Consider the following 13,730-nt stretch of genomic DNA (forward strand, 5'->3'; position numbering starts at 1 on the left):
GGATCAAGCGTCCACGATCACCGCAATACGGTGCATGCTGTTGTTCAGGTACCCTTTTGGATTCCAGTTCACAGCGAAAGGCTGCATGTTGCCTTTGTCATCCGTGGCTCTGGCCCAGATTTCATAGTATCCGCGAGTGGGGAAAGTCACTTCCGCATACCACTCCTGCCAGGAGTATGGATTGGGTGGCGCTTTCAGATCCGCCTGCACCCAGGTGACGCCGAAGTCATAAGAGATATCCATGCGCTTGACCACGTTATCCCCCGCCCAGGCATGGCCGTGCACTTTCAGAGTGCGCGTCTTGATGGTCTGGTTTGTCTGTGGCGTGGTGATCAGGGACTTGACCGGCATGGACTCAATGATTTTGTAGTCCTCGTCCGCAACATGCGTTCCGGGCGCCACCGGGAATTTGGGCACGCGATAGGAAGATCCGGTCATTTTGGGGCCATCATGCACCACATCCCGCAACTGAATTCGGCTCAGCCACTTTTGCGAAGTGGAGCCCGGCCAACCCGGACAGATGGTGCGCACTGGAAAGCCATGCAGCGCCGGCAGAGGCTCGCCGTTCATCGCATAGGCGATGATGGAGTGAGGGTCCATCGCCTTGGAAATAGGCACGCCTCTGGAGATCGGGGTTTTGCTGGGATCGCCGGACAAGTGTCCGTCCAGACTGTGATGCGCAGTATAAATCGCTGACGGTTTGACGCCCGCCGCCTTCAATAAATCCGCGTAACGCACCCCGGTCCACTCGGCGTTGCCGATAGCGCCCACTGTCCACTGATTGCCCTTCGCCGGGGGATTGAACGCCGCGCGTCCATTACCGCCACACTCCAACTGCAGCTTCAGCGTGACCGGTTTGAACTTGGACTTGAGCTCATCCAACGACAGCTCCAGCACTTTTTCCACTTCGCCGTCGATGGTCAGCTTCCAGTCCGACGCATCCATGCGATGCGCGATCTCCGGCACGACGCCGTTATTACGGACGAAATGCCGGCTGGTGGGCGTAACCGCGTCATCAAGCAAGTGAGCGGGGGTTTCCGCGTTGATAGGACGGTCGTTCAGCAAGGTCAGTCCGTCTTTACCGCCGAATAAGCCGATTTCCGTGTCTTCCGCCATCGCAGCCGGTATCAGACCGGAGGGGAAATTGCGATGAAAAGGAATCGCCATTCCCAGCATCGCCCCCATGGCGCCCAGGCCGGCGCCTTTCAAAAAGCCGCGTCGATCAGAGTGGGCGCGACGCCCAAACACCAGATAGTCCGCGCGTTCTGGATCATCCGCGTATAACTCATACAGCCCCCGTTCTTTCTTATCATCCGTCATGGTGGTTCCTCACTTTTTTTATGTCCCTTGCCTAGGGTGGTTTTATAAATTGGAAACGACGCTCATTTACGCTCAGGCGGCGCGGAAAGCGCCCGACAGGCGCTTCCGCACGGCCGGTCTGGTCCGCCTAAAGCGTTTTATAGTATTCGTCGATTCCTCCGGCCATGAAGTAGTAGGAAGATACGTTCTGCTTCTCCAGATAGTACTGCAGCCATCGGATCTGCTTGCCCGCTTGATCGTAGATCAACAGCGGCACGTTGCGTTTCTTCGCCTGATTGATGTATCGGTCGATCAAATCCGGACGATCCAAAGGCGCGCGTTTTTCACGCATGAAAAAGATAGCGATGCCTTCTCTTTGCTGCTTGTCGCGCACATCCAGAACAATGCCATCGGTTTTGACGATTTTATCTTCAAACTCCGCCACAGTGATCGTGTGCGCCTTGAGTTTGTCCTTGCCGATGAGGCGAGCGGGATCGCCCAGGATTTCGCCAAACAGATTGGTGTCTTGCGGGTACGCTTTGGCGTAATCAAACACCCCGGCGTCGTAGACGATGACGTTATCAATGCCGTATTTGCGGCATTTGCTGGCGGCTTTGTAGGATTTGAGACAGGTTTTACCGTTGCAATACAACGCCAGCTTCTTGCCGGGATGCTGCTTCTGCAACGCCTGCATTTCCTCCGCGAAGTTATGGGATGTGTATGAAACGTTGAAAGCGCCCTTTATATGCAGCGTGTTGTACTCATAGTCCGTCCTTACGTCGACGGCGACGATTTCGCCAGCAGCCAGCTGCTGATAAAACTCCTGGAGTTCAATGAAATCTACGGCCGGATATTGGCGACGACCGGGAAACTCGTCTTCTTCCGCATGGGCCGAGAGGGTGAAAAGAAGAAATACAATATATGCCAGATTGCGTGGCGAACATGTAAACATCTTATGACGTCCTTTGTTATAAAGCTGTTTATACCGAACTTATGTTTGCAAACATCAAGCGCGAACAGGCGAATCGTCAGGCATGCTTTCCTCAAAGCGTTGGTGCGGCGCACATGCGTAGCAATACCCGCGCAGACTCTGCGTCTGCACAGCAAAAACGCCGAAAATTATCCGAACCGCAGTGAGTCCAAGACAGCCTTACGGACTAAATGGTCAATTTGGAGAAGCTTGAGTGAGCGAAACAGGTCAGGGGCAAGGTCGAGAGTATTCTGTCCATGGGCAAATCCATCTATATCCTCGTTTTCCATTAATAAAAAGCGCGCCGCTCACAGAGCTGCACGCGTCCGTTATGATTGCAGAGAAGCGAAGCCGCGTCATCTAACGTGATACTTCGTGGCGAACATTAATAAAACAATTGATGCGTGCAGATCAACTGAAATAACAGAATTTATTGAGATTAACGCTGTTAAGTAACATTTAAATCAATTCTGAAACATTTCTTTACATTACTACCTGTTTTTCATCAATTTCCCACTTTATTCCCAACAATAAAAAAGCGCCTCTAACGCAGGCTAATCACCAACATCAGAGGCGCTTTTGTTTATGTATGGCTAACGCCAAACTTGACGGCCGACAAAACACAAGTCAGCCCGCCATACTTTTTCAGGTTAAACAACTAAAGCTGTATAGTGCGCGTTTAGTTGTTCGTTGTTTCTTTTTCGTAAAACCTAATATTACTGAATAAGCTATAGCCTGTTGGTGACGCTACGTCGTTATCTCGGATAAAGGTTAGGTATTTATATTCTCCGTTAACGTATTGACCTACAGGAATTTCATAATGCTTGATTCCATTGCCAGGATAGTTATCAAAATCCTTGATGCCAGCGGAGCTCCCTTGCGTGCCAGCTAGCTTGAAAGTAGCTCCCTGATCGTATTTATCTGCCTTAGCTGTGCCAATGGCTTCAATCTCAGCTTCAGCGTCACTAGAGTAATCGAATTCGATAACCGTATTTGGAGTGATAGTGTATGGAAATGTTATCTTCTTCCAAGCATTACCAGTCAGCTTAATCGAGAGAAAGTCATGCCCTTGAAGCTTGGTATCGGCTAAGCCATGGTCTTGATCTGGATCGTAGCCTGTAACTGTATATGTTCGGAAATTAATCAGTTTGGTGTTTCTATAAATATAGTTATCCAATTCTATTCTTAAGTTGTCTATAAAAAATTCTGTGTCCTCATCAAACCCACTATTGGCTGTGCCAAATAAATAACCTCTATCAACATAATTTCCATAGGAGGAATAATTATCAAGGCCAGCTTTACTCAGATATACAGAGCCATTTTTCCAGACTGTTAACTCTCCGTTACTTTTTCCTGGCTCTGATAGCTTAACTTTAACTTTTATATTTACCCATTGCCCCGCTTCAGCCTGATTGAGGATTAAATCAGTAGATGGGTACTCATGGCTCGTGTCTTTTTTTGCATAGCCTAAATGGTAAGATAATCTTGAGTCTCCTTCCGAAATTGGGGAAGGCCAATATTCAAATGCAGCCGAATTATTTGCGACGGAAGATCCATACAACCCAGACCATAAAACTAAAAATTTGTTATTTATACCTCTCCCCGTTTTTCGGTGATAGAAGTTTTCCGGAACGAATAGGTCATATTGAATTGTAAGTGACGATGTTCCTCCAGGAATTTCGAATCTCTGCTCAGACGCAGCCCCTTTATCTGTCCCTCCACCATCGAATCGGAACTTCATTGAATAATTCCCATCCTTCGGCCTCTCATTACTCACTGAAGGGTTAGGAGGATTTCCCCACCAGCGAAAAACTTTTACCCCATCGATAACAACAGGATCAAAGGTCCTCATACCTGACTCAAAATCCTGCTCAATAACAAAATGATGAGGCGTGGGCGCAGGGGCCGCCATAGCAGGCGCAGCAGCAAAAGTGGAAAGTGCGGCTACAGCCAGGTAAGCGAACGGTTTCTTGGGATTCGTCGATATCATATAAACTCCATATTTCCTTGATAATTGCTTAGCGAATTAAAGCCTTCGCCATAGGTCCGCAGAGATGGATGGGTTGTGACGAACTGCTGGAACGCAGTCTCTAAAAGGACGCCAGATCTGGCATATCACATTGTTTTTTATATAACTTATCTCTGCAGCGCTTAATTTACACGTTAAAACGACAGGCTATAACCTGGGGCGAACCCTATGCCGCTTACAAGGAATCTGGCAGGAATATTGACCCTGTTCATGACAGTTCAGGAGCAAGGCATTAAACTAGGCGGGTCTGACCACATTTGGATATTTCCTGCATGTCTCCCATTTTTATTGGCATCACCGGAGCCTCCGCATCCGGCAAGAGCCTTTTATCCGTCACAATCTATGACGAACTGAAAGAAGAAGTTGGCGCCCACCATATCGGCATTATCAAAGAAGACTCTTACTACAAGGACCAAACTCACCTTTCCATGGAGGAAAGGCTGAAGACCAATTACGATCATCCCTCCGCATTCGACCACGGTCTGTTGGTGCGTCACATGGACCAGCTCAAGGAAAAGCGCGCCATTGATGTACCGGTCTATGACTACAAAGAGCACAACCGAGCTAAAGATTCGATCTCCATGGAGCCGCGTCGGGTCATCATCATTGAAGGCATTCTGCTGCTGTCGGATAAAAATATCCGCAGTCGCCTGGACACCAGTATTTTTGTCGACACGCCCCTGGATATCTGCCTGCTGAGACGTTTGCAGCGCGATATAGAAGAGCGTGGCAGAACCATGGAATCGGTAATCAAACAGTATAAATCCACTGTCCGCCCCATGTTTCTCGAGTTTGTAGAGCCCACCAAACAATACGCTGACATCATCGTCCCCAAAGGCGGCAAAAACCGAGTCGCCATCGAGATGCTGAAGGCCCGCATCAAGCAGCTACTCGCCTAATTTTTAAAGACCCGTTGTTGCGTTGACGATGACAACGGGTCCTAACGCCAAACTTGTCTTCCTCTCGCAAGTCTCAAACGTGAGTATTTCACAATTCCTTTGCGCCACATTGCGCTGCTCTGTCGTCTCTCTGGATTTAAGCTCTGTCTTCAGGGGTTGTTAAACGGGAATTTCCATTTTTCGCCCGACCCCGCCAGACAACACAACCGCAAAGGAGAGACACGATGTCCGACACAACTAACGACGTATCCGCAAGCACTCGTCCACAAGCCAGCGAAAGCGATCGCCGCACCTTTCTTCGTAACGCCGCGTTGGTGACTGGCGCAGCCTCTATCACCAGTCTTTCCGGCGTCGCTTCCGCCGCGGACGACAGTGGCGTATCCCGCGACCGTAAAACTGTCAGCGCTTCATTCGATCCGCAGTACGAAGTCAGCATCTGGGACTTGCAGAATATTCTGGAACAGATTCTGAACCAGTCAGGCTGCCCTACCTGCGGGTTGGTCGGTCTCGATCTGCGCCTGGGACTGGACCCCCTTGTCAAAATCCAGTCAAAGATTCCCGTCAACGTCACTCTGTACGGCGGATAAGCGCCAATTAACTCAACCGGTCCGGTCTGCCGGACCGGCGGGACAGCAGCCGGAGCCTTTGCCATGAACGCTTTATCTTCCTTGCCCAAGTTGGGCGTCGGCATTAACTATCAGCCGGAGTTTATTCCTCTTCTACGCGGCTGTGAGGACGTGATCGACTTTATTGAAGTCAGTCCTGACATTTTGTGCCAGGAGTACTGGGACGGCGCGCAACGGCGCACTGGCTTCAGCCCTGATCGGCTCAGCGCAGCCATCGAGTGGTGTCGACTGTATCCCGTCGTCGTGCATGGCCTCGGTCTGTCGATAGGCTCCGCCAGCGGTTGGACTCAGGACTACATCCGTATTCTGGATGACTTTGCGGACGTGCAGCCATTTCACTGGCACAGCGAACACCTGGGATTTCTGCAAATACGCACCGCAGAAGGCGCAGGCTTACACGCTGGCGTGCAATTACCCGTGCCGTTCACGGAGGAAGCATTGAATATCATTTGTCCGCGAATAGAAGCGATACAGCAGCGTTATCAGGTCCCGTTTCTATTGGAGAACACGACTTATTACCTCCCGAATATGCCCCATGACGCCGGCATGGACGAGATTGAATTCCTTAATCGCATCACCGAACGAACCTCCTGCGGTCTCTTGCTTGATCTCTACAACCTTTACTGCAACGCGATCAATTTTGGGTTTGATGTCTATGAAGCATTAAGTCGCCTGGATATGAGCCGGGTGGTCGAGATTCACGTAGCGGGCGGCGCTGTCCATGAGGGCCTGCAACTGGACGTACACAGTGACAAAACGCCGCAGCCAGTGTGGGAGTTGCTGGACTGGACTCTGCCGCGTGCGCCTAACGCCAATGCAATCACCTACGAGTTGCTGGAGCAGGCGTTGGATATCGTCAGCGAACGAGGCGTTCAGCAACAACTGCAAACAGCCCGAGAAATCTGGTTGCGTCATCGCCAACCCGTAAAAGAGGAGCGCCGCTATGCCGTTACATAATCTGCAAATTGCGATGGTGGAGATGATTCACTCCCACACTTCCGCTTGCTCGGGCGAGGTCGATCTAAGTCATCTGAACTTAAATGAGGCGGAGCGCACCTGGCTGCATGAACTCAGTCTGTCCAAAGGGTTTCAGGTAACCTGCGATGTACAAAAATGGTGGCGTAAAGCCAGGCTGCAAATCGCAGCGCCACTGACTTTACGTCTGCTGGAACGTTTACAGTTACAAGCGCTGGTGGAGGAATATATGCGGGCGACGCCCTGCCGTTCCCTCTATTTTGTACCGGAGGCGATGTCGTTCAAAACTTTCATCTGCGAGCATACGGCGGATCCCCTGCTCAAGGCGCTGGCCACGTTCGAGAGCGCACTGAAGGCGATTCACGAATATCGACTTTCTCCCGTCAGCCCTATGGAGCCGAACAGTAATCGCTGTCGTAATTTTTCCGTAGTCATCGCGCCTATGTCGCAATTAATCGAGTTTCCCGCAGCGCCGGAAAAACTACTCTGCGCCCTGATGTTGAACCAACCTCTGCCTGCCGCCGAAGGAAGCCATCCAGTACTGGCGGCCCCCGGCGTCAGAAAGTACTGGCGAGCCGCTACCGCAACGGAAAGAGACGTTCTACAACAATGCGCAGCGCCACAGCCTCTTGATCGCCTGTTAGAGAATGGCCCACATAAAATTCGTGTGGTGGAAAGGCTGGTCTCCGAGCGGGCCTTGCGTCTGGTTTAAATGAAAACGCCGGCGCGAGGCCGGCGTTTCTTGAACATGACAATCCTTTGGATTACATGGGCGTGGGTTCGCCTTCTGACAGGTAGGAGAAAGCGCCTCGCACTACACGACGCCAATCCAATGCATCTACTGAGCGCCAAGTGCCGACACGAGAGGAAAAGCTAAGAGAATCAACAGTCCCACCGAATATCCATAAATGCCCTCCGAAAGGTAGTGACTGATGCCCATATCTTGCATCAAAGTCGGATGCCTTGGGGTCAGACACCCATGTCTTGCCGTCCGTAGATGTCCAGACGTCGTTAAAGATGACCCCAGACCCACTACCTCCAATCACCCAGAGTTTTCCATCATAGGCAAACAATGTGTGGGAAATTCGGCCTCCGAACGCCGTTTCACCTTCCGGCAAAACTTGCGTCCAATTAACGCCGTCGGGAGTCTCCCAAACATCGCTTTTGAGAACACTGCCCTCCGCAGCGTCCGCTACCATCCAGATCTTGTCATTCATCACGGCAAGCTTGTAATCTCCCCGTAATGACATGCCCTCCAAATCGGCCTGATTGAGCCAGTTTATGCCGTCAATACTTTTCCATATGGAAGGGAAATCATCTCCAGAAGCATGACCGACACTCCAAACCGCGCCCTGAAACACCACATATCCCTGATCTTTTCTAACTCCATACTCCGCATCAGTATCGCGCTTATTCCATGTCACGCCATCTGTGGAGAACCATATATTGGCGTTGTTGTAGACGATGATCTGGTCGTTAAAAACTACCACATCGTGCTCGCTTAGGCCTTCCGATCCAATCGTCGCCACTTTACTCCAGTAAACGCCATCAGAAGAGTTCCAAACATCATTTTGAGGCTCGCTGACCTCCCCTGCTGGTTGCATCCCACCAATCAGCCATAGTTTGTTTTTGAACTCGACAATTTGATGATTAAATCGTTGAGGAAGAACACTATTCACCGTTTCAAATTCACTCGCGGTTTCGCCTTCACCCTGAGCAATTTTTACGCTGGAGCTGGGGCTCGTTCCATTCATTAACCAGTAATACGCAGTCCTATCAAGTCTGGCGACCGGCTCTGTGATACTAACGCCAGCGATAGAAGTCGTTGTTGCGTTTTCACATAAACTAGGATTAGTAATATCGCATCCAGCTTCAGTCGAGCTAAAGAGGGAGAGTTCACCAATGGAAGCGTCAAGGACATCAGAGCTCACTCTTACTTCCGTTTCCACTTCGCCTAAAAATGCTACGAATTTCACCGTGCCGCTTATTGCGGAGACAGAGTACTTCAGCGAGACGGGATTATGATTAGCGTCACCAGCTTTGGTCGCGGTTACTACAGCCTCTCCCATTCCCACCACGTTATAGACGCCAGCGGTGGCGCCAGGTTCGAGTACGCTGGGCTTATCCACGCTGTATGTAATAACTCCCACGCCCCCCTCAACTGTGCCAGCGGGGTTATTTATCGCATCACCAACAATCGTGTAGATTGGCCCTGGGTTTTCAAACGTAATAACCTGGTCCTTCTTAGCCACGGTAATCGTATAGCTGGCGGTGGCGGCTTCATAGGTCGCGTCCGCTTCCTTCGTGGCGGTGATCGTCGCCGTACCAACACCTACCAATTGCACCACAGCCGTTTCGCTATTTACCGTCGCGACGCTGGTATTGTTGGAAGCATAGAGAAGAGCGCCGGTTCCTGGCGCGCCTTCTTTAATGGCGTTGGTCAGCGTATCGCCATAAACGCCGTCCAGAGGGCCTGGCTGCGTGAAGGAGATAGTTTGCGTTTTCTTGCTGACATTCAGCGAATATTTGGCGCTGGCGGCGTTGTGATTCGTATCCCCCGCCTGTGTCGCCATAATGGATGTGCTTCCAACCCCCAGCGCCGTCACCAGGCCGCTTTCCACATCGACTGACGCAATGGCGGAATCGCCAACGCTATAGGTCACTGCACCAGTAGACGTACTGGTGGCTGCATTGGTCAGGGTCTCTCCAATAGTCAGGCTCAATGGACCTGCGCTGCCAAAAGTAAGGGCAGGCGTCTTCTTCGCCACATTGATGGTGTAGCTGGCCTCTGCACTTTCATAATTCGCATCCGCCGCCTTGGTGGCGGTAATCACTACACTGCCGACACCGACCATTGTCACTTCGCCGGTAGCGCTGTTTATTGTCGCAATGCCTTCATTGCTGGAAGCATAAGTCAAAGCGCCAGACCCTGGGGCCCCGCTGGTAATGACGTTAGTGTAGGTGTCGCCAAAGGTGGACGCCACAGGGCCTGACGTCGTAAAGGCGATGGTCTGCACGCCTTTGCCAACGATGACCTGATAGCTAACGGAAGCCGCGTTATAGTTAGCGTCGCCGGCTTTGGTGACGGTGATCAGGGCTTCGCCTACGCTGACGGCGTGCACTTCACCGGTTTCCCTGTCCAGTTCAATCGCCGTTTCCGCATCAGCGCTATAGGACAAGGCGCCGGAGCCGCCCTCAACAACAGTCACGCCATTGGTCACGATGTTGCCAACATTGGTTTCGATAGGCCCTGGGTTTCTTAACGAAAGCGTCTGAGCCTTCTTGTTGACAGTCAGGGTGTACTTGGCGATTGCGCTGCTGTAGACGGAATCGCCCGCCTTTTCCGCCGTGATCACAGCGGAGCCTGCGCCAACGAGTTGTACGACGCCGCTTTCAACATTAACGGACGCCACAGAGGTATTGCTGGAGGAGTAAGTTACGGAGCCGCTGCCGGGAGCGCCTTCCGCGATGGGGTTACTAACCGTTTCCCCATAGACTCCTTCCACTGGCCCAGGATTTACAAAGGCAATGCTCTGGATTTTTCTACCCACCGAAACAGAGTAAGTGGCCGTGGACGCTTTGTAGAGGTCGTCATCCGCTCTGATTACCGAAATATGCGTATTACCCTCGCCTACGAAGGATACCAGGCCGGTCTCAGCGTTCACGGTCGCAACTTCGGTATTGTTGCTGAGATAGCTCAACGCTCCAGAGCCTTTATTACCCAACAAGGTGTTGGTATAGGTTCCGCCAATGACGCCCGCTACAGGGCCAACATCTTTGAAAGACAGGCTCAGGTTTTTTCTGTCCGCTTCGATAGCGTAGGTGGCGGTCGCCTCCAGATAGACGTCATCCGCCAGCTGCGTGGAGGTAATGACGGCGCTGCCCACGCCCACAATCGTCACAACGCCGCCAGAGGTGACGCTGGCGACGGACGGATTGCTGGAAGCATAGCGTACTTCGCCAGAGCCAATACCTGTAGCGATATTGGTGAAGGAATCCTCATAGGCGACGGCGTATGGCCCAGATGTCGCGAAAGTGACCTCTCCAGGGCGCTTTTCTACGACAACGGTATAAGTCGCCTGCGCGGCTTTGTATTCAGAATCCGCCGCCTTGACGGCGGTAATCACGGTGGAGCCTGCGGACTTGAGTTGCACCACGCCGGAGGAAATATCCACGGTCGCGATACTTTCGTCAGCGGTCGCATAAGAAACGGCGCCCGAACCTGGCGCCGCCTCCTCGTCGATCACATTAGTGAGGCTGCCGCCAACCAAACCGTTCAAGGGGCCGGCGGAAACAAAGGCGATATTCTGCTCTTTCAGTTCCGGCGCGGTATCCATTCCATTACGAATGACCACTGTGCCCACAGCTGAGGCGACCACGCCGTTTTCCGTTGCAGTAATACGAACGGTAAAGGGCTCGTCCGCTTCTTCATCTTCGTCATCAATGATTTCAATGGCGATCGTCTTCTCGGTTTCGCCGGGCTCAAAGGTGACCGAGCCGGAAGCGGCGACATAATCCACGCCACTGGTGGCGGCGCCATCCTGAGTCATGTATTGCACCGTGACCGGCGCATTGGAGGCTCGGTTCAGGATCAGTTTCAAAGTCGCCTGACCCGCCGCCTCATCAACGCTGGAGCCAGTCACTCGCACGAAACTGGCGAGCGGCTCCACCACAATACTGGCGATATCCGAACTTTCTTTGCCCTTGGTGTCTTTCGCTGTCAGCTTAAAGCTCAAGGTCTGGGTTTTAGTGACGTCAGGGGCCAGAATCATATTGCTCAGACTGCTGGGCGTGGACAGATAAACCGTCGGCCCGGACACCTGAGTCCAGGTAGTGCTTACGATTTCAGCGCCTTCCAGCGCTTCCGCCGTTCCCGCGAGAGACAGCACGACATTGGGGTCGGCATACTGGTTGCCGCCGGCGCTGACTTTAGGCGCTGCGCCCGAATCGCCGCCCGGTGTGGGCGAGCCGGGATCAGTAGGGTCTGTCGGTTCTGTCGGCGTCGCGCCGCCATCCGTCGTCGCCGGCGCGTCGTCCGTCGAGCTGGAAGAGCCGCCGCAGGCGGACAGCGACAGCAGTAATATCAATAATGAGAAAAAGGATAGGCATTTCTTAAGCATGACTGACTCCCTGTTATAGCTCGTATCTCACGCCGGTCTGCACCTGATAGGCGGTGAGATGCTCGTATCCGAATATCTGCTGATATTCCAAAAACACTGACAGGCCATGAGGCAACACAGCAGTGGTTCCTACGCCGGCCTGATAAAACAGCGACTCCTCAGAGTCCGCTTGCAGATCAAAGCGATTGTTCGGATCTGGGTCGTAGGAAAAACGTCCCGTCACCGCATCGCGATCAGAATGAATTTCACTCAGAGCGCTAAGCTGGAAAGAAGGAATCAATACACCCCAGTCGCGGCTGATGGCGTAGGTTCCCTGCACGCCCGCCGCCAGCGTCAACTGATCAATGCGTTGCTCGCTGAGGGTCATATTGAGACCGCCTGCGCCATTCTCGCCGTAACCGTCGATATTGCTATTCAGATAATCTAAACGCACATAGGGGCTCAGGGTTAGCGCATTGCGCGACCACTGCCATTCCGCGCGGGTATTGAAGAGAAACTGGTCGCCGCTGGTGTCGCCAACAGCAGTGACGTCTACATCGCCGGTAGGATCGGTGTAGGCGATGCGACGCTTGGAGTCAAAACGGGTTGCGCCGTAACCCATCTGCACGTCAAAACTGAAATCGCCTACAAAATAGCTGGCGTAGCCAAGGAAGGTATAGATATCCGTGTCCAGTTCGCCGCCCTGGTTGGCGTAATCGACGCCAGTGTGGGTCCAACCGAAAGCGCCGCCGACAAACAGATCACGACGCAACGCGTAGTCGGCGCCCAGAGTCAGCACCACGCCGGAATAGTCATAACCGCTTTCCAGGCCAGTTTTATCGTATTCACCGCCTTCTCTTTGGATGTTGGCGAACACGCCCACTCGCGACCAGGGGCTGGACTCTTCACCTGCTGCGCCGCCGCTGGCGGCGCCATTCCAGGCAACGCCATTTAATGAAAAGCCCGTAGCGCCATTCTGCAGCAGTTTTTGACGCTGGCTGACGGCGCTGTTTTGCGAACGGCTGGAGGATGCGGAGTTCCGCATTTGCGAAGAGGTCTCTTCCGGCGCGATCTTATTCAGCGCTTCCGCCACCAGCTCAGGATTATTAATGCCTAACTGGGAAAGACCTTCACAGCGGGCCAACAGCAAGCTGCCGCCAGCGGAAATTTCATCATCCGTCTGCGAATTCAAGCTGCCACAAGCGCTCTCAAAGGCTTGCGCGACCTTGCGATCATTATCTCCATCAGCCAAAGGCGTCACAGAGCTGTCGACGACGGTGACGGTGACCGTGGCGGTAGAACGGGTGGCAGGTTCCGCGTCGTCTTCAATGACATATGTAAAAGTATCAGAGCCGATAAAGCCTGAATTGGGGATATAACGCACGCTGCCGTCCGCATTGGCGGTGGTGGAGCCGTTATCCGGCGAACCAACGCTGACCAGTCGGATAGCGTCGCCATCGGAGTCAAAGTCATTCGCCAATACATTGATGGTAAGCCTGCTGTCAGAGGCCATAGTACGCGAGTCATCGACCGCGCTGGGAGGAGTCGCCCACAATGACTGCGACACAATGCATGAGCCCACGAGAATGGCGCTTCTGGAAGTCAAACCGGCATGCAAAACACGAGATACGAATCTGATCATCTGACACCCTGATCTAAAACTATTTGTGGTGGCGGCGCGCGCCCGCAGAAAAACCCGCCATGATTGGCGCAGTCTCGTCTTGCAGGGTGGAAAGTGAGTGTGAACTGAAATTGTGATTATTTTGAGGGCGATAAAGTGATTAACCCTTCAACTTCCGTATTGTCACCACACTCCGTAACCGATTGATTAAA

Annotated in this window: 9 protein-coding genes; 4 read left to right on the top strand and 5 right to left on the bottom strand. The window is 52.5% G+C overall.

Features of this window, described 5'->3' with window-relative positions:
- Positions 1-3: 3 nt before the first annotated feature.
- The 3 genes from ONV78_RS01545 to ONV78_RS01555 form a co-directional block, all read right to left on the bottom strand.
- Positions 4-1,320 carry a sulfite oxidase gene (locus ONV78_RS01545; RefSeq protein ID WP_279500517.1) on the bottom strand — a complete coding sequence of 439 codons (1,317 nt, stop codon included), beginning with the start codon at positions 1,318-1,320 and terminating at the stop codon, positions 4-6.
- A gap of 127 nt (positions 1,321-1,447) precedes the next feature.
- On the bottom strand, positions 1,448-2,251 hold the full coding sequence (locus tag ONV78_RS01550) for a rhodanese-like domain-containing protein (RefSeq protein WP_279500518.1): 804 nt from the start codon (positions 2,249-2,251) through the stop codon (positions 1,448-1,450).
- Positions 2,252-2,948: 697 nt separating this feature from the next.
- Complete coding sequence (locus tag ONV78_RS01555) at positions 2,949-4,259, bottom strand: hypothetical protein (protein ID WP_279500520.1); 1,311 nt, start codon at positions 4,257-4,259, stop codon at positions 2,949-2,951.
- A 311-nt stretch (positions 4,260-4,570) separates the two neighbouring features.
- Here ONV78_RS01555 and udk point away from each other — a divergent pair, with 311 nt between their 5' ends.
- The 4 genes from udk (at position 4,571) to ONV78_RS01575 (ending at position 7,510) form a co-directional block, all read left to right on the top strand.
- A complete protein-coding gene (gene udk, locus ONV78_RS01560) occupies positions 4,571-5,197 on the top strand; it encodes a uridine kinase (protein WP_011394096.1) in 627 nt (208 codons plus the stop codon).
- Between the two features lie 224 nt (positions 5,198-5,421).
- A complete protein-coding gene (locus tag ONV78_RS01565; protein WP_279500524.1) occupies positions 5,422-5,784 on the top strand; it encodes a hypothetical protein in 363 nt (120 codons plus the stop codon).
- Between the two features lie 63 nt (positions 5,785-5,847).
- Positions 5,848-6,780 carry a DUF692 family multinuclear iron-containing protein gene (locus ONV78_RS01570; RefSeq protein WP_279500525.1) on the top strand — a complete coding sequence of 311 codons (933 nt, stop codon included), beginning with the start codon at positions 5,848-5,850 and terminating at the stop codon, positions 6,778-6,780.
- On the top strand, positions 6,767-7,510 hold the full coding sequence (locus tag ONV78_RS01575; RefSeq protein WP_279500526.1) for a hypothetical protein: 744 nt from the start codon (positions 6,767-6,769) through the stop codon (positions 7,508-7,510). The genes ONV78_RS01570 and ONV78_RS01575 overlap by 14 nt, the downstream gene beginning before the upstream one ends.
- A gap of 52 nt (positions 7,511-7,562) precedes the next feature.
- Here the strand turns inward: ONV78_RS01575 and ONV78_RS01580 are convergent, their stop codons facing one another.
- The gene (locus tag ONV78_RS01580; RefSeq protein ID WP_279500528.1) at positions 7,563-11,918 is read right to left on the bottom strand and encodes a Calx-beta domain-containing protein; all 4,356 of its coding nucleotides are present in this window, start codon (positions 11,916-11,918) and stop codon (positions 7,563-7,565) included.
- 13 nt (positions 11,919-11,931) lie between these two features.
- Positions 11,932-13,539 carry an autotransporter domain-containing protein gene (locus tag ONV78_RS01585; protein ID WP_279500530.1) on the bottom strand — a complete coding sequence of 536 codons (1,608 nt, stop codon included), beginning with the start codon at positions 13,537-13,539 and terminating at the stop codon, positions 11,932-11,934.
- Positions 13,540-13,730 lie beyond the last annotated feature (191 nt).

The organism is Hahella sp. CR1 (genome assembly GCF_029813005.1).
In the GTDB taxonomy this organism is placed as follows: domain Bacteria; phylum Pseudomonadota; class Gammaproteobacteria; order Pseudomonadales; family Oleiphilaceae; genus Hahella.

Coding starts and splice junctions, on each gene's coding strand:
- ONV78_RS01545 (WP_279500517.1), bottom strand. CDS start 1,320: ATGACGGATGATAAGAAAGAACGGGGGCTGTATGAGTTATACGCGGAT.
- ONV78_RS01550 (WP_279500518.1), bottom strand. CDS start 2,251: ATGTTTACATGTTCGCCACGCAATCTGGCATATATTGTATTTCTTCTT.
- ONV78_RS01555 (WP_279500520.1), bottom strand. CDS start 4,259: ATGATATCGACGAATCCCAAGAAACCGTTCGCTTACCTGGCTGTAGCC.
- udk (WP_011394096.1), top strand. CDS start 4,571: ATGTCTCCCATTTTTATTGGCATCACCGGAGCCTCCGCATCCGGCAAG.
- ONV78_RS01565 (WP_279500524.1), top strand. CDS start 5,422: ATGTCCGACACAACTAACGACGTATCCGCAAGCACTCGTCCACAAGCC.
- ONV78_RS01570 (WP_279500525.1), top strand. CDS start 5,848: ATGAACGCTTTATCTTCCTTGCCCAAGTTGGGCGTCGGCATTAACTAT.
- ONV78_RS01575 (WP_279500526.1), top strand. CDS start 6,767: ATGCCGTTACATAATCTGCAAATTGCGATGGTGGAGATGATTCACTCC.
- ONV78_RS01580 (WP_279500528.1), bottom strand. CDS start 11,918: ATGCTTAAGAAATGCCTATCCTTTTTCTCATTATTGATATTACTGCTG.
- ONV78_RS01585 (WP_279500530.1), bottom strand. CDS start 13,539: ATGATCAGATTCGTATCTCGTGTTTTGCATGCCGGTTTGACTTCCAGA.